The sequence below is a fragment of the Roseomonas sp. SRI_022 genome (genome assembly GCF_057586215.1).
Window position 1 is genome coordinate 266,342 of sequence record NZ_JBYCZL010000003.1, and the last position, 15,263, is coordinate 281,604.

Here is a 15,263-nt window from a genome sequence, read left to right on the forward strand (position 1 = left end):
CGGTGGCGGTCCTTACGAGCGGCGGCGCAGGATGCGCTCGACGGCGGTGGACAGGCGCTCGCCCTCGCGTTCGGCGAACTGGGCGGCGAACTGGAATTCGCGGAGCTCGGCGGTCAGGCGCGTCATCTCCAGGATCGGGTGGACATTGCTGCCCTCGAGCGCGCCCTGCACCACGGCGGGGCGTTCGACGGGTTGCGGGTCTTCGCCGGCCGGGTCGAACAGGCGGTCGCCTTCGGCGCGTAGCGTCTGGGGGTTGTCGAAGCGCACGATGCGCAGCCGGCCGAGCGGGCCGTTCTCGCTGCGCACCGTGCCGTCGCCCTGGATGGTGATGCGGGTGTCGTTGGCGGAGACAGCGATAGCATTGCCCTCCGCGCCCATCACCGCATGGCCTTCCATGTCCACGATCCGGCCGTCCTGGCCGATGGAAAAGCGCCCGGCGCGGGTGAAACGCTCGCCGCGCGGCGTCTCGACGGCGAAGAAGCCCGCGCCGCTGATCGCGACATCCAGCGGATTGCCGGTGACCTGGTGCGCGCCGGCGTCCATCTCCCGCCAGGTGGCGCGGTCCTGCACATAGGCGACGGGCCGCCCGCCCGGCGGTGCGGCATCCTGGCGGCTGATGAACTGCGCGAAGACCGGGCGCTGCGCGCGGAAGCCGGGTGTGTCGGCATTGGCGACGTTGTGCGCCAGCACCTCGGTCGCGCGGGACTGCAGCGCGAGGCGCGAAAGGATGATGTAGCCGGGGCTGTCCATGACGCCGTCTCCGTATCCGTGCGACGGAAGGGCAACCGGCGTGCCAGCCTGGGACCGGCTGACGGGCGGCATTTGCTGCCGGGATGCGGCAGGGCCGGCCCTTCACCCGGCAGCGCTGGTCCGCCGCAAGCCTTCCTTAACGGCGGGCGTGGAGGATGCCCCCGTGCAGGAGGCATGACATGGCGGCGGCAGCGGCCGAGGTGAGCGAAGCGGCAGCAGGCAAGGGCGGCGGGGGCAGGAAGAAGCTGCTCCTGGTCGCAGCGCCCGTGTTGCTGGCTGGGGTCGGGGCCGGGTTGTGGTTCACCGGCATCCTGCCGCCGCTGCTCGGCATGGGGCCGGCGCCGGCCGGTACGAGCGGGGACGCGCCACGGGCCGAAGCGCCGCGCCCGCCGGCCTTCTTCGACATGCCCGAGATCATTGCCAACCTGAACGCGACGGGCCGCCGTCCCGTCTTCGTGAAGCTGCGCAGCAAGCTCGAGATCACGCGCGCGGAGGATGCCACGGCGATCCAGCTCGCAATGCCGCGCCTGCTCGACCTGTTCCAGACCCACCTGCGGGAAATGCGCCCGGAGGAGTTGCGCGGTTCCGCCGGCACCCAACGCCTGCGGGAGGAACTGGTCGCCCGCGCCAACATCGCCGTCGCCCCGCCGGCGGGCAGCACGCAACCCCCGCCCCGCATTACGGATGTGCTGTTCGTGGAGATGCTGGTGCAATGAGCGGCCAGTCTGAGGAAGACCTCGCCGCCGCCTGGGGTGCCGCGCTGGAGGATGAGGACGCGTCCGCCGAGGCGCCCGCGCCGGATGCGGCGCGCGTGCTCAACCAGGCAGAGATCGACAGCCTGCTCGGCTTCGACAGCAAGGGTGGGGAGGGCGGCGAGGAAAGCGGCATCCAGAGGATCATCTCCTCCGGGCTCGTCTCCTATGAACGCCTGCCCATGCTGGAGATCGTCTTCGATCGCATGGTCCGGCTGATGTCCACCACGTTGCGCAACTTCACCTCCGACAATGTGGAGGTGTCGATCGACGGCATCGTCTCCCTGCGCTTCGCCGACTATCTCAATTCCATCCCGCTGCCGGCGATGCTGGGCGTCACGCGCGCCGCGCAATGGGACAATTACGGGCTGGTCGTCGTCGATTCCGCGCTGATCTATTCCGTGGTGGACGTGCTGCTGGGCGGGCGGCGCGGCACCGCGGCGATGCGGATCGAGGGCCGCCCCTACACCACCATCGAGCGCACCCTGGTCGAGCGGTTGATCGGCGTGGTGCTGGACGACCTGACCGCGGCGTTCGAACCGCTCTGCCCCGTTGTCTTCGGCTTCGAACGGCTGGAGGTGAACCCGCGTTTTGCAGCGATCTCGCGGCCGTCCAACGCCTGCGTGCTGGTGCGCCTGCGCGTGGACATGGAGGATCGCGGCGGCAAGCTGGAACTGCTGCTGCCCTACGCCACGCTGGAACCGGTGCGTGAATTACTGTTGCAGCAGTTCATGGGGGAAAAATTCGGCCGCGACAGCATCTGGGAAACGCACCTCGCGGAAGAACTGCGCTCGACCGAGGTGGCGCTCGACGTGGTGCTCGATGAACAGCTTGTGCCGCTGTCCTCCGTCATGGGGTTGAAGGTCGGCGACCGCATCGCGCTCGGCGTCGCTCCGGGTGCGCCGGTGCGGCTGCGTTGCGGGGAGGTGCCGCTGTTCGAGGCGGAACTCGGCCGGCAGGAACAGCGCCTCGCGGTACGCATTTCGCGGGAACTGGAACGCGCACGCGGCGGGGTGCCGGCATGACGCTGCTCGAATGGGGCTTGCAGGTCTTGCTGCTGGCGATGCTCGGCGCGGCCATTCCCTTCGCGTTGCGGCTGGAACGCGCGTTGCAGGAAATCCGCGCCGACCGATCCGCGATGGAAGGCAGCGCCCAGGGCCTCGGCGAGGCCGCCCGCATGGCCGAGGCCGCGATGGTGCGGCTACGTGCCTCCGCCGAACTCGCCGGGCGTCAGGTCGCCGAGCGCATGGCGACCGCCGAGCCGCTGCGCGACGACCTCCGCTACCTGATCGAACGCGCCGAAGCGCTGGCCGACCGGTTGGAAGGCCTGGTGCGCGCCGGCCGGCCAATGGCCCAGGACACGCCGCGCGCGGCCGAACCCGCACCGCTGCAAAGCCAGGCCGAACGCGACCTGCTGCGCGCCATCACCGCCGGCGCACGGGGGCTGCGCTGATGCGTCGCCCGCGCCTGCTGCCCGCAGCGATCCTCGCCATGGCGGGGCTGTTCCTGGTGAAGGCGGAGGCCTTGCTCGCCGCGCTGCGCGCGCCCGCCTTGCCGGTGGTGGCGCCGGCGCGCGCGGCGGACCCGCCGCCGGCCCCCATGCGATCGCCGCAGCCGGCCGTCGCGGTTCCGGTTGCGCCGCCCGCTCCCGACCCTACGGCGCGGGCCGAACGTGCCCTGCTCGAACAACTCCGCGCCCGCCGGACCGACATCGAGGCGCGCGAACAGGCCGTCGTGGCGCAGGAAGTGGTGTTGCAGGCGGCCGAAGCGCGTCTTGCCCGGCGTGTCGAGGAACTGGCCGCGATGCAGCAGCGGCTCGAATCCCTCGACCGTGCGCGCGGCGACCGGGAGGAAGCCGGCTGGCGCGGCCTGGTGCGGACCTATGAGGCGATGCGTCCCCGCGACGCGGCGACGATCTTCGACGATCTGGAACTCCCCGTGCTGGTCGAGATCCTCGACCGCATGAACGACCGCAAGGCCGCCCCGGTGATCGGGGCGATGCGCCCCGACAAGGCGCGGATGGCAACGGCGGAACTGGCGCGCCACCGCGCGCGCCGCACCGCGGCGAACTGACCGGACCCGAGGCAGGAGGCAAGACCCGACCGATGGACAGGAACACCAACGTCCTGATCGTGGACGACTACCGGACGATGCTGCGCATCATCCGCAACCTGTTGAAGCAGCTGGACTTCAACAATGTCGATGAGGCCACGGACGGGCAGGAGGCGCTGGCCAAGCTGCGCGCCGGCAATTTCGGCCTGGTCATCAGCGACTGGAACATGGCGCCGATGACGGGGCTCGATCTGCTGAAGGAGGTGCGCGCCGACAGCCGGCTGAAGAACCTGCCCTTCATCATGATCACCGCCGAGAGCAAGACGGAGAACGTCGTCGCCGCCAAGCAGGCTGGCGTGTCGAACTACATCGTGAAGCCCTTCAACGCCGAGACGCTGAAGGAGAAGATCGAGAAGGTGATGGTCCATGCCTGACGGCATCCCGGGTGACGACCGCATCGAGGCGGCGGTGCGCGCCGTGCTCGATTCCATGGCCGGCGACCTGACGGCGCGGGAGGCGGCGCTGCTGGCGGAACTCGAAGCCTTGGGCCGCACCATCGCCCGCGCCAAGGCGGAGATCGCCGCCCTGTCGGTAGACGACATCACCGGCGCGCATATCCCCTCCGCGACCGACGAACTCGACGCCATCGTCGGTCACACGGCGGAAGCGACGAACGAGATCCTCGATTGCTGCGAAGTGCTCGAACGCCTGCAATCCGAGGTGCCGGAGGCCGCTGCCGCCGCACTGCAAGGTGCGGTCACGCGCATCTACGAGGCCTGTTCCTTCCAGGACATCACGGGCCAGCGCATCGGCAAGGTGGTCTCGGCGCTGAAGGCGATCGAATCCCGGGTCGAGGCGGCGGTCGCCAATGCCTCCGGTCGCCCCGCCGCGCCGCCACCTGTCGCGGCCCCGCGGACCGAGGGGCAGGAACTCGCCAACGGACCGCAACTCCCCGGTGGCGGCACCTCCCAGGCGGAGATCGACCGCCTGCTGGCTAGTTTCGACTGATGCGCCTGCCGGCGCTGCTGCTGCTGTTCGCGCTGCTCGGCGTCGCGTCGCCGGCATGGGGTCAGGATGCGCCGCGCGTGCCGCTACGCGTCGGCAGCCATGCCGATCATGGGCGGCTGGTGTTCGATTGGCCGTCGCGCGTCGGCTACAGGGTCGAGGAGCAGGACGGGCGCGTCGTGATCCGCTTCGATGCGCCGGCGCAGATCGACCTGTCGCCGGCCCGCCGCCTGCCACGCAACGTGGTGGCGGTCGAACGCGACGGCGCGGCGGTCGTCCTGCACGTCGCGCCTGGGGTTCGGCCGCGGCATTTCCGGATCGGCAACCGCATTGTGCTGGACCTGCGCGATGCGGCGGAAGGCACGCCACGGGTCGCGGCAGCCGGGAATGTCGAGCGATCGCGCAGCCGCGACGCGACGCCATCGCCGCCAGCCGCTGCGGCCCTGCCACCACCTGCTGCGCCGCCACTACCGCCTGTCGGGCCGCAACCGGTGGCCGCGACGCCATCCAGTGCCACGCCACCGGCAGCGCAGACCCCGGTTGCCGCACTCACCGGGGTGCCAGCCGCGACACAGGCCCCAGCCGCGCCGCTCCCGCTGTCGCCGCCTGCGCCCTCGGCACGCATCCGCCCGCTGCCCGGTGGCGCGGCCCTCGTGCTGGATGCCGGCGCCGATGCGGGCCTAGCCGTCTTCCGCCGAGGCGAGTGGGTTCATCTGGTGCTGGACCGCACCATCGAGGCCGACCCTGCCGCCCTGCGCGGCCACCCGGTCTTTGGTGGGCTCGAAATCCAGCCGGCGGGGGAGGGTACCGCCCTTCGCCTAACGCTGCCCGCGCCCATGCGCCTTGCGCTGCACCGGGATGGTGCGGCCTGGGTGGCGGAGGCAACCCGCGATGCCGCCCCGGCGGATGCGCCAACGCTGCGCGCCACGCCCGATCCCGGCCCGCCGGCTCGCCTGCTGCTGCAGGGCGGCCAGCCCGGCGGCACGGTGGCGATTGCCGACCCGGCGACCGGAGAGACCCTGCTGGTCGGCACGCTGCGCCAACCCGGCCCGGGCGTGCTGGTGGCCCGTCGCCTGCCGGAATTCGACCTGCTGCCGACCATGCTCGGGGCCGCCATCCTGGCGCGGTCGGACCGGCTGGCGTTGCGCATCGTCACCGAGGACCGTTTCGCCTTGCAGGCGGCTGTGGGGGAAGGGATCGGCCTCGGGCCGCAGCCGGGGCAGGAACCACCAGCCGCGGCCATGGCGACGAGCCGCCTGCTCGACCTGCCATCCGGTTCGGTGCCGGCGCTGCTCGAACGCCTGCGCAACGTGCTGGCCGCGGTGAATGCCGCGCCGCCCCTGTCGCGCGGCCCGGCGCGGCGCGATGCGGCGGAGACGTTGCTGGCACTGGGCATGCCGCAGGAAGCGCAGGCCATGGCCACCATTGCCTTCCAGGAGGACCCGCAATCGCGCGCGGATGCGCGGCTGCTGCTGGCCCATGGCGTGGCGGCGCTGCTGTCCGGCCGGCCGGCGGATGCGCGCTCGCTGGACGATCCGCGTCTGCCGTCTCGTGACGAGGTGGCGCTGTGGCGCGCCCTGTCGCGGGGGGAGACGGGTGCTGCCGCCCTGAGCGCCAGCGCGCCGGTCTTGCTCAGCTATCCGGACGCCTTGCGCGCCCGGGTGCTGCCGATCGCGATCGAAGCGCTCGCCCAGGGCGGGGAAGCCGCCGGGGCCGCGGCGCTGCTCGCCCAGGCCGAGGGTGCGCCGGGTCTCGACCTGGCGCGCGCCATGGTGCTGGAAGCCGAAGGCCGGCGGGACGATGCGATCGCGGCCTATGGCGCGCTGGGCGCTGGACGGGACCGGCGACAGCGCGCCGTGGCGCTCAGGCGCGTGGCGGAACTGCGCCTGGCCATCGGCGCGATCGACGGGCCCGCGGCCGCCGAGGCGCTGGAGCAATCCTTGTTCGCCTGGCGCGGCGGGGCGGAGGAACTGGCGCTGCGCCGCCGCATTGCCGAATTGCGGCAGGAAGCCGGCCAGGGACAGCGGGCCTACGCCCTGTTGGAGGAGACGGGACGCCTGTTCCCCGACCAGGCCGCCGCACTGCGCCCGGCCTTGCAGGATGCCTTCGTCGCGGCGCTCGGGACGGCGCCGCCGCTCACCGCCGCGACGTTGTTCGATGCGCATCCGGATCTGCTTCCCGCCGGCACGCATGGGCAGGCCGCGGTGCTGCTGCTCGCGGATCGTCTCGCCGCGCTCGACCTGACGGATCGTGCGGCGGCGCTGCTGCGGGGCGCGGTGGCGGCAGCGCCGGACCCCGCGGCGCGGGCCGAGATCGGCGCCAGGCTGGCGGCGATGCGCGCGGCCGAGGGCGATGCGGCGGGCACGATCGCGGCGTTGGATGCCAGCGAATCGGAAGGGCTGGATGCGGCGGTCGCGGCGCGCCGCACCGTGCTGCGCGCCCGCGCCCTGGCGCGGCGCAACGATCCCGCGCGGGCCGAGGCGCTGCTCACCCCGCTGGGGCCGGAGGGTGCTGCCGCGCGGGCGGATCTGCGCGCGGAGGTACGGGACTGGACCGGCGCGGCGGCGGCCATGGCCGAGCACCTGGCCGCGCGCCTCCCGGCCCATCCTGCGCCCCTGGGACAGGAGGAACGCGCCGCGCTGGCGCGTCAGGCGGCCTATCTCGCCCTGGCCGGGGATGAGGCGGGATTGTCCGCGTTGCGCGCGGCGCAGGGGACGCGGATGGAAGGCGGTGCCCTGGCCGAAGCCTTCGGAGTGCTGACGGCGGACCCCGTGCGCGGCATATCTGACCTGCCGCGGCTGCAACGCGAACTCGGATTGCTGCGCCTGCTGCCAACGCGGCTGGAGGCCTTGCGGGCAGGCGTGCAGGTCGCGCGCTGAGATGCGCGTCCCCCTCGGGGGGGATCTGCAATTTTTCCGGTCCATGCGGTGCAATTTCACTTGCGCCCCCTGACCCCTTGCCCCATATCGCGCGGCCGTTGACCCAAATGATCGGACTTCCCCGATCGCCCTGGTCATCTGCTGGCTGGAAGGAGCCCTTAACATGGATGCTCTCGTCCAACCGGGGATGGTCTCGGATCTGCCGAGCGACACCCGGAACATTGACGAAGACCGCTCGGTGAGCCCCGAGAAGGACTACTTTATTGCGCGCAATGGCATTCGCTATGCCGGCACGCATCTGATCATCGACCTGTGGGGGGCGACGAATCTCGACGACCCCGACCACATCGATGCGACGCTGCGTGAGGCCGCGCTGGCGACCGGGGCGACGATCCTGCACGGGCATTTCCACCACTTCTCGCCCAACGGCGGCGTGTCGGGCGTGCTGGTGCTGGCGGAAAGCCATGTCTCCATCCATTCCTGGCCGGAACGTGACTACGCGGCGCTGGACATCTTCGTCTGCGGCGATTGCGACCCGTACAAGGCGCTGCCGGCGCTCAAGCGCGGCTTCCTGCCGGAACGCGTGCAGCTTTCCGAGCACAAGCGCGGCCTGATCGGCTAAGTCACCGCCACGGTGCGGACGGAACGGGGGCCGGGCGGCAGCGTCCGGCCCCTTTGCTTGCGATCATGGGGATGTCAGCCATGGCCTACGACCTCTGGGTGAATGAGACGCTGTACGACGCCTGGGGCCAGCGCTTCCGGGTGAAGCGTGAACTCGCGCGCGTGCAGTCCGAATTCCAGGACATCATGATCTTCGAGAGCGAGACGCATGGCCGCGTCATGATGCTCGATGGCGTGGTGCAGATCACGGAAGCCGACGAATTCTCCTACCAGGAGATGATTGCCCATGTGCCGCTGCTGGCGCATGGCGATGCGAAGCGCGTGCTGATCATTGGTGCCGGCGATGGCGGCGTGCTGCGCCGCGTCCTGCAGCACCGCAATGTCGAGCGCGCTGTGATGGTCGAGATCGACGGCGAGGTGATCCGCCTCGCCAAGGAACATCTGCCGGGCATCGCGGGCGACGCCTGGAACGACCCGCGCGCCGAGGTGCTGGTCGCCGACGGCATCGACTATGTCCGCCGCGCGCCCGACGCGTCCTTCGACGTGGTGATCGTGGACAGCACCGACCCGATCGGCGTGGGGGAGGTGCTGTTCACTGACGAGTTCTACGCCAATTGCGCCCGTCTGCTGACCGCGCGCGGCATGGTGGTGAACCAGTGCGGCGTGCCGGCGATGCAGGCAGATGAGCTGCGCGAGACCTCGATCCGTCGCGGCAAGGTCTTCCCGGACATCTGGGCCTATCTCGCCGCGGTGCCGACCTATGTCGGCGGCTTCATGACGCTGGGCTGGGCGGGCAAGGATGCATCCTGCCGCGCCGTGCCGGTCGAGGAGATCCGCCGACGCGCGCAGGTCGCCGGCATTCTCGGCACCACGCGCTACTGGACGCCGGAGATCCATGCCGGCGCCTTCCACCTGCCGCCCTATATCGCGGAACACCTGCCGAAGGCGGGCTGATCACCCGCCCTGCGCCGGCGCCAGCGTTCCCGGCTGCAACGTGCGCAGCCGGTCGGCGCGGAAGCGTTCGCCGAACACATCCGTCAGCACGCCGTGCAGCGCGGCGCGCAGGCGTTCGAATTCCAGCCGGGCGGGCTCGTCGGCCGGGTTGCGCAGCGTGGCCTGTTCCGCGTCGCGCAGCGCGCGCACCTCGTCGTTCAGCCGCTTCGCCGATTCGCGCGGCAGTGCCTTGCCGGCGACATAGACCGCCTGGCTGATGCCGATCAGCGTGTTGAGCTCGGTGGGAATGGTGAAGTTCTCAAGGTCCGTGGCACCGTTCACCACCAGCGCGACCGCGGCGAAGACACTGAATGCCAGCGCCTGCACGCGGGTGACGTCCACCTCGCCCTCGGCGCCGAGCAGATCCTCCCAGCGCGGGGTGCGCTGGCGCGTGTCGAGCACGCCCGTGGCCGTCAGCCAGACGCGGTTCGCGGTGGACAGCGGCGGGCCATCGGCCAGGCCCGCCAGCGTCGATCCCGCCAGGGTGATGCCGAGCAGCATCAGCACGGTGTTCGACAGCCCGGACAGACTGCCCGTGCGCGCGAAGACATAGGCATAGACGCCGACGACGGTCAGCGTGAACAGCAGCACCTGGAAGCGTGACAGGCTCGCCGCGCCGAAGGCGTCCTGGCAGATCACCACGGGGTTGAGCGCGCGCCAGAAGGCGGGCGAGGCGCGGCGGCCACCGCCACGCTGCTCGCGGGCCTGCGTGTCGAGCTGCTGCCCATGCACGCGCAGCGCCGTGAAGGCGATGACGATATACAGTAGCGCGGCCGCCCCGATGCCGATCACGACGGACAGGTAGTAGCTGGACACCGTCACTTCGGTGATGCCGAAGGCGGTCGGTTCCGGGCTCGGCGGGTTCGGGATGCAGGCGATGACGGCGACCTGCCACATCGATCGCCACCAGGTCTCGGGCGGCGTGAATTCGACGCGCAGCGGTGTGATGCCCGCCTCCGGCGTCGGTGGATGGACGACGGCCAGGATGGGGCCGGAATCGTCCGTGGGCAGCGCGCCGGATGCGGCACGGTAGGCGATGGCGGCGAAGAAGGTGGCGCGCCAATCCTTGTCGTCCACGCCTTCCGGCTGGCGAAGGTTGATCTTCAGCGTCGCCCGCGCGTTGGAGGTCTGCTGCGTCAGGTCGCGTTCGATGCGCAGCGTGCCGAGGCCGCGGGAGCGGATCCAGCCGGCCCACAGGCCCGCGGTGCGGACCGCGCCCGGTTGGGCGGGGCCTGCGGCGACGCCCAGGGGATTCTGGCAGATGCCTTCCCAGGGCGGCGCGCGCTGCGCGACGGCCGGGAGCGCCAGCAGTGACAGCAGGCAGGCGAATAGGACGCGCATGATGGCGATCCCGGGTTGCAGCCTGATCTAGCCTTGCGCCGGGCGATCCGCGCTGTCCAGGAAATCACATGACTGCGAACCCCTGCACGAGGGACGCCGCCACCAGCCGCCAGCCATCCACCAGTACGAAGAAGATCAGCTTGAAGGGCAGCGCCACCACCGATGGCGGCAGCATCATCATGCCGAGCGACATGAGCACCGAGGCCACGACCATGTCGATGACGAGGAACGGCAGGAACAGCAGGAAGCCGATCTCGAAGGCGCGGCGCAGCTCGCTGACCATGAAGGCCGGCACCAGGGCGCGATAGGGCGCGGCCTCGGCGCTTGCGGGCTGCGGCAGGTTGGCCATCTCGATGAAGTGGGTGAGGTCATCCTCGCGCACATGGGCGGCCATGAAGCGGCGGAAGGGTTCGGCCGCGGCTTCCAGGCCGGGCAGTTCGGCGAGGCGGCCTTCCGTCATCGGGGCGATGCCCTGGGTCCAGGATGCCTCGAAGACCGGCTGCATGACGAAGAAGGTGAGGAACAGCGCAAGGCCGACCAGCACCGGGTTGGGCGGGATGCCCTGGGCGCCGATCGCGCTGCGCAGCAATGCCAGCACGATGACGATGCGCGCGAAGGCGGTCGCCATCACCAGCAGGGACGGCGCGAGCGACAGCATGCCGATCAGCGCCGTCAGCTGCACCAGCCGCGCCGTCGCGCCCGGTTGGCCCGTCTGGCCGAGGTCGATCGCCACCGACTGCGCCAGCGCGGCGCCGGGCAGCATCAGCATCAGGACGACAAGCAACGCGCGCCTCATGCGCCGCCTTCCGGCAGCCATCCGACGACCCGGTCCTGCGCGCCACCCGTCATCAGCAGCAGGGCGCGGCCGTCGCAGCGCACCAGCAGCAGGCGCCGGCGCGCATCGAGCGCGATGCTCTCCTCGACCCGCAGGCGCGCATTGCCCTGCGGCGGCGCCAGCCCGGCGCGCCGTGCGAGCCGCCCGGCAAGCAGGATGAGCGCGACCACGCCGGCCAATGCGGCGGCGGCGGTGATCCAGGATGTGGTGTCGATGCTGATCATGCCGCGGCCTCCTGCCGGGGGTGATCGGTCCGGCGCGTTAGGGTGGTGCGAATGCCACGCGCAGGCGGTCGAGCGAGCGCAGCAACCCTTCGAGCCGCGCGCGCACCGCCGGCGCCGCGCCGCGCGGGGTGGCGAGGCAGGCGACGCAAAGGCGTTCGACCTCCGTCTCCAGCCCATCGAGGTCGATTCGTCGACGTTCGGCGAGCAGCGCCCCGGCGACCGAGAAGGTCGCCTCCATGGCCTCGATCGCGGCGAGCAGAACGCTGGCCTGCCGGGCCTCGGATGTCGCGCCGATGTCGATGCCGTCCATGCGCGCATCCAACACCGCGCCTGGTTACCGCGAGGTTATCGCCGCCATTAACCGATCCTTCGCCGTGCTCATGCGAGGTGATGCGCGATGGACCCGACCCGTACCGGCCCGATCGCGCTGGCCGAGACCCGACTGCGCTGGCTCGATGCGCGCCAGCGCGTGCTGGCGCAGAATGTCGCCAATGCCGATACGCCGGGCTTCCGGCCATCGGACATGCGGCCCTTCGCGCAGGCGCTGGCTGGGGCGCAGGGCGTCATGACGCAGACCGATCCGCGGCACCTTGCACCCACGCGCGATGCGCGGACGCAGCGGGAACGGCGGGTCGAACGCAGCATGGACGGCAACGGCGTGGCACTCGACCGCCAGGCGCTGCGCATCGCGGAGACCGAGACGGCGCACGCCCTCGCGGTGGGGCTGCACCGTCGCTACCTCGGGCTGTTCCGAACCGCCCTCGGGCGCAACCAGTAAAGGGGCATGGGCATGGACCTCGATCGAGCCTTGCGCATTTCGGCCGCCGGCATGCAGGCGCAGTCCACGCGGCTGCGCGTGGTGGCGGAGAACCTCGCCAACCGCGACAGCACCGGGCAATCGCCGGGTGCGGATCCCTATCGCCGCAAGACGGTCACCTTCCGCAACAGGATGGATCGTGAGGCCGGCGCCGAGACGGTGCGCGTCGGGCGCATCGGCCATGCGACGGGGGATTTCCCGCTGCGCTTCGACCCGTCCCACCCGGCGGCCGATGCGCGCGGCTATGTCCGCATGCCGAATGTGGACAGCCTGATCGAGACGATGGACATGCGCGAGGCGCAGCGATCCTACGCCGCCAATCTCCAGGTGCTGGAAGTGACGCGCGGCATGCTGACCCGCACCATCGAGGCGCTGCGCTGATGCCGCTGCCACTCGCCGCAGCAGGGGCTGCGGCTGCCGCCTATCGCATCGCCGATGCGCTGCCGCAGGCCGCAACCGGTGGCGCGGGCTTCGGTGCAGCACTGACGCGGGCGGTGGAACAGGCCGTCGATGTCGGCCGCCAAGCCGACGCCACCACCACGACCGCGCTGTCCGGGCAGGGCAGCGTCACCGATGTGGTGCTCGCGGTTGGTCGGGCGGAACTGACGCTGCAGACGGCGGTGGCGGTGCGCGACCGTGTCGTTGCCGCCTACCAGGACGTGATGCGCATGCCGATCTGACGGGGCGCCGGTCATGCAGGTCCCGGGAAAATCCCAGCCATGAACGAGACGGCGCTGGCGGCCCGGGAAGCGCTCTGGATCGCGTTGCAGATCGGCGGGCCGTTGCTGCTCTTGCTGCTCGCGGTCGGGCTGGTGATCGCCGTGCTCCAGGCGCTGACGCAGGTGAATGAGGCGACGCTCGCCTTCCTGCCCAAGGTGGTGGTGCTGGCTGGTGCGCTGCTGCTGCTCGGGCCGTTCTTCATCGGCGTGCTGCGCGGCTATGCCGGCGGGCTGTTCCAGGCCGTGGTGGATGTGGGCCTGAAGGGCTGATGGACGAAGCGGGGTTGCTTGCCGCGCTGCCGAACCTCGCCTTCCAGGCGGTAGTGGCCTTCGCGCGGCTGGGGGCTGCGGTGATGCTGCTGCCCGGCCTCGGCGAGCAGGAGGTGCCCGGGCCGGTACGCCTCGGCCTCGGCCTTGCCCTGGTGTTGCTGCTGATGCCTGCCTTGGCGCCCGGCCTGCCCGCCGCACCGGACGGGGTGGGGGAGGGGGCGCGGCTGATCGCCATCGAGGTCCTGGTTGGCCTCTGGCTCGGCGGCCTGGCGCGGCTGGCGAGCATGGCGATGGCGATGGCCGGGCAAGCGGTGGCGCTGCTGCTCGGCCTCGCCCAGGCACTGGTGCCGGGCCCGGACCTCGGCGGGCAGGGCACGGCCACGGCGCGGCTGTTCTCGCTGGCCGCCGCGGTGGTGGTGCTGTCCAGCGGGCTCTACGCCATCCCGCTGCGGGCGCTGGCCGAATCCTATGCCGTGCTGCCGGTCGGCGAACCCTTCCCCGCCGATACGGGCGCGGAGGCCATGGCCAGCGCGGCGGCGGACAGCCTCGCGCTGGCGCTGCGGCTTGCCGCGCCCTTCGTGCTGGCGGCGGTGGTGATCAATGTCGCGCTCGGGCTGCTGACGCGCATCGCGCCGCAGGTGCAGGTCTATTTCATCGCCGTGCCGGGACAGGTGCTGGCGGGTCTCGCCTTGCTGGCGCTGGTCATGCCCGCACTGCTTGGCGCCTTTGCCGAGGCCGCGCGCGATGCCTTCCTGGCCCTGCCCGGTCTGAGCTGACCCATGGCCGAGGACGGCACGGACGCCGGGGACAAGACAGAAGCAGCATCGCCACGCCGCCTTGAGAAGGCGCGCGAGGATGGGCAGGTCGCCCTGTCCCGGGACATGGTGGGCCTTGGCGCGCTGTCCGGTGGCGTGCTCGGCCTGATGCTGGCGGTGGCGCCGGGTGCGGCGATGCTGCGCGGCCTCGCCGGGGCTATGGCCCGCGCGCATGAGATCCCGCTGATCGACGCGGCGATCGAGATGGCGCGGCTGGGGCTGATGGCTGCGCTGCCCGTGGCGCTGCTGGCCGCACTCGGCGCGGTGGGGGCGACCCTTTTGCAGACGCGCGGCCTCGTCTCGGCCAAAGGGTTGGTGCCGCAATTCTCGCGGCTCAATCCGGTCGCGGCGTTGAAGCGCATCTTCGGCCTGGACGGTGCGATCGAGTTCCTGCGCACGACCCTCAAGCTCGCTTTGGTGGGGGCGGCGCTGTGGCATGCCATCGGCGATCCCGCGGAACTGCCGCGCCTGCTGCACCTGCCGGCGGCGGCATTGCTCACGCAGGCCGGGCAGGCGGCGGGCGACCTCGCATTCGCGGCGCTGCTGGCCTTCGCGGCGATCGCTGCGGCCGACTGGCTGCTCGCGTATCAGCGCCACCTGCGCCGGCTGCGCATGTCGCGCCAGGACCAGAAGGAGGAAGCGCGCGAAAGCGAGGGCGACCCGCACATCAAGGGTCGCCAGCGCCAGATCCGCCAGCAGCGTGCGCGCGGGCGGATGATGGCCGCCGTGCCCAAGGCGGCGGTGGTCATCACCAACCCGACGCATTTTGCCGTCGCGCTGGCCTACGACCAGGGCGGGGAAGCCGCGCCGCGCGTCGTCGCCAAGGGTGCGGATGAGGTCGCCGCGCGCATCCGCGCCGTGGCGGACGAAGCCGGGGTGCCGATCGTTTCCAATCCGCCGCTGGCCCGCGCGCTGTTCCGGCTGGACCTGGATACGGAAATCCCGCCGGAACATTATCAGGCGGTGGCCGAGATCATCGCCTATGTCTGGCGGCTCGGCATGCGGGGGCAGGCAGGGTGAGCGGATTGCGCGGGCGGGAGCCGGACGAGGCGGCCTTCCGGAAACTCTTCGAGGCGGAGGAGGCGGTGGGCCTCGCGGTGCTGGACACCGAAGGGCGCATCCGCTTCGCCAATGCGGCGCTGGGGCGACTGTGCGGCACCGGGCCTGGGCCGGAGCCCGGCCGCGCCGCG

General features: G+C 71.4%; 20 protein-coding genes. 15 read left to right on the plus strand and 5 right to left on the minus strand.

What is annotated here, in order from left to right; translation table 11 throughout:
• Window positions 1-12 precede the first annotated feature (12 nt).
• Window positions 13-750 (minus strand): flagellar basal-body rod protein FlgF, encoded by a 738-nt coding sequence (gene flgF / locus AC2YHJ_RS04580; RefSeq protein WP_487394271.1) that lies wholly within the window; start codon window positions 748-750, stop codon window positions 13-15.
• Between the two features lie 179 nt (window positions 751-929).
• On the opposite strand from flgF, the gene AC2YHJ_RS04585 reads away from it, so the two are divergent.
• From AC2YHJ_RS04585 to speE, 9 genes are all read left to right on the plus strand, one after another.
• Window positions 930-1,466: a flagellar basal body-associated FliL family protein gene (locus AC2YHJ_RS04585; protein ID WP_487394272.1), complete on the plus strand. Its 537-nt coding sequence runs from the start codon at window positions 930-932 to the stop codon at window positions 1,464-1,466.
• The gene (gene fliM / locus AC2YHJ_RS04590; protein WP_487394273.1) at window positions 1,463-2,527 is read left to right on the plus strand and encodes a flagellar motor switch protein FliM; all 1,065 of its coding nucleotides are present in this window, start codon (window positions 1,463-1,465) and stop codon (window positions 2,525-2,527) included. Before AC2YHJ_RS04585 ends, fliM begins: the two co-directional genes overlap by 4 nt.
• Window positions 2,524-2,955 carry a DUF6468 domain-containing protein gene (locus AC2YHJ_RS04595; RefSeq protein ID WP_487394274.1) on the plus strand — a complete coding sequence of 144 codons (432 nt, stop codon included), beginning with the start codon at window positions 2,524-2,526 and terminating at the stop codon, window positions 2,953-2,955. The genes fliM and AC2YHJ_RS04595 overlap by 4 nt, the downstream gene beginning before the upstream one ends.
• On the plus strand, window positions 2,955-3,575 hold the full coding sequence (locus AC2YHJ_RS04600; protein WP_487394275.1) for a MotE family protein: 621 nt from the start codon (window positions 2,955-2,957) through the stop codon (window positions 3,573-3,575). Before AC2YHJ_RS04595 ends, AC2YHJ_RS04600 begins: the two co-directional genes overlap by 1 nt.
• Window positions 3,576-3,607: 32 nt before the next feature.
• Window positions 3,608-3,988: a chemotaxis response regulator CheY gene (locus tag AC2YHJ_RS04605; protein WP_487394276.1), complete on the plus strand. Its 381-nt coding sequence runs from the start codon at window positions 3,608-3,610 to the stop codon at window positions 3,986-3,988.
• Window positions 3,981-4,562: a protein phosphatase CheZ gene (locus AC2YHJ_RS04610; RefSeq protein WP_487394277.1), complete on the plus strand. Its 582-nt coding sequence runs from the start codon at window positions 3,981-3,983 to the stop codon at window positions 4,560-4,562. The genes AC2YHJ_RS04605 and AC2YHJ_RS04610 overlap by 8 nt, the downstream gene beginning before the upstream one ends.
• A complete protein-coding gene (locus AC2YHJ_RS04615; protein WP_487394278.1) occupies window positions 4,562-7,438 on the plus strand; it encodes a thioesterase domain-containing protein in 2,877 nt (958 codons plus the stop codon). Before AC2YHJ_RS04610 ends, AC2YHJ_RS04615 begins: the two co-directional genes overlap by 1 nt.
• A 163-nt stretch (window positions 7,439-7,601) precedes the next feature.
• Window positions 7,602-8,060 carry an adenosylmethionine decarboxylase gene (gene speD / locus AC2YHJ_RS04620; RefSeq protein ID WP_487394279.1) on the plus strand — a complete coding sequence of 153 codons (459 nt, stop codon included), beginning with the start codon at window positions 7,602-7,604 and terminating at the stop codon, window positions 8,058-8,060.
• A gap of 80 nt (window positions 8,061-8,140) precedes the next feature.
• Window positions 8,141-9,013, plus strand: a complete 873-nt coding sequence (speE, locus tag AC2YHJ_RS04625) for a polyamine aminopropyltransferase (RefSeq protein ID WP_487394280.1) — start codon at window positions 8,141-8,143, stop codon at window positions 9,011-9,013.
• Here the strand turns inward: speE and AC2YHJ_RS04630 are convergent, their stop codons facing one another.
• The 4 genes from AC2YHJ_RS04630 to AC2YHJ_RS04645 all read right to left on the minus strand — a co-directional run bounded on the left by AC2YHJ_RS04630 (window position 9,014) and on the right by AC2YHJ_RS04645 (window position 11,762).
• Entirely contained in the window at window positions 9,014-10,393 is a 1,380-nt protein-coding gene (locus AC2YHJ_RS04630) for a hypothetical protein (protein ID WP_487394281.1), read from the minus strand.
• Between the two features lie 64 nt (window positions 10,394-10,457).
• Window positions 10,458-11,189 (minus strand): flagellar type III secretion system pore protein FliP, encoded by a 732-nt coding sequence (fliP, locus tag AC2YHJ_RS04635; RefSeq protein WP_487394282.1) that lies wholly within the window; start codon window positions 11,187-11,189, stop codon window positions 10,458-10,460.
• The gene (locus AC2YHJ_RS04640; RefSeq protein WP_487394284.1) at window positions 11,186-11,452 is read right to left on the minus strand and encodes a flagellar biosynthetic protein FliO; all 267 of its coding nucleotides are present in this window, start codon (window positions 11,450-11,452) and stop codon (window positions 11,186-11,188) included. The genes fliP and AC2YHJ_RS04640 overlap by 4 nt, the downstream gene beginning before the upstream one ends.
• Before the next feature lie 37 nt (window positions 11,453-11,489).
• Complete coding sequence (locus AC2YHJ_RS04645; RefSeq protein ID WP_487394285.1) at window positions 11,490-11,762, minus strand: hypothetical protein; 273 nt, start codon at window positions 11,760-11,762, stop codon at window positions 11,490-11,492.
• A gap of 87 nt (window positions 11,763-11,849) precedes the next feature.
• Here AC2YHJ_RS04645 and AC2YHJ_RS04650 point away from each other — a divergent pair, with 87 nt between their 5' ends.
• Genes AC2YHJ_RS04650 through AC2YHJ_RS04675 form a run of 6 tightly spaced genes read left to right on the plus strand, consistent with a single transcriptional unit; the run spans window position 11,850 to window position 15,093 of the window.
• Window positions 11,850-12,230, plus strand: a complete 381-nt coding sequence (locus AC2YHJ_RS04650; RefSeq protein WP_487394286.1) for a flagellar basal body rod protein FlgB — start codon at window positions 11,850-11,852, stop codon at window positions 12,228-12,230.
• A 12-nt stretch (window positions 12,231-12,242) separates the two neighbouring features.
• Window positions 12,243-12,650, plus strand: a complete 408-nt coding sequence (flgC, locus tag AC2YHJ_RS04655; protein WP_487394287.1) for a flagellar basal body rod protein FlgC — start codon at window positions 12,243-12,245, stop codon at window positions 12,648-12,650.
• Window positions 12,650-12,949: a flagellar hook-basal body complex protein FliE gene (fliE, locus tag AC2YHJ_RS04660; RefSeq protein ID WP_487394289.1), complete on the plus strand. Its 300-nt coding sequence runs from the start codon at window positions 12,650-12,652 to the stop codon at window positions 12,947-12,949. The genes flgC and fliE overlap by 1 nt, the downstream gene beginning before the upstream one ends.
• A 39-nt stretch (window positions 12,950-12,988) precedes the next feature.
• On the plus strand, window positions 12,989-13,258 hold the full coding sequence (locus AC2YHJ_RS04665) for a flagellar biosynthetic protein FliQ (RefSeq protein WP_487394290.1): 270 nt from the start codon (window positions 12,989-12,991) through the stop codon (window positions 13,256-13,258).
• Window positions 13,258-14,034 (plus strand): flagellar biosynthetic protein FliR, encoded by a 777-nt coding sequence (locus AC2YHJ_RS04670; protein ID WP_487394291.1) that lies wholly within the window; start codon window positions 13,258-13,260, stop codon window positions 14,032-14,034. The genes AC2YHJ_RS04665 and AC2YHJ_RS04670 overlap by 1 nt, the downstream gene beginning before the upstream one ends.
• Window positions 14,035-14,037: 3 nt before the next feature.
• Complete coding sequence (locus AC2YHJ_RS04675) at window positions 14,038-15,093, plus strand: EscU/YscU/HrcU family type III secretion system export apparatus switch protein (protein WP_487394293.1); 1,056 nt, start codon at window positions 14,038-14,040, stop codon at window positions 15,091-15,093.
• The last annotated feature ends 170 nt before the right edge of the window (window positions 15,094-15,263 follow it).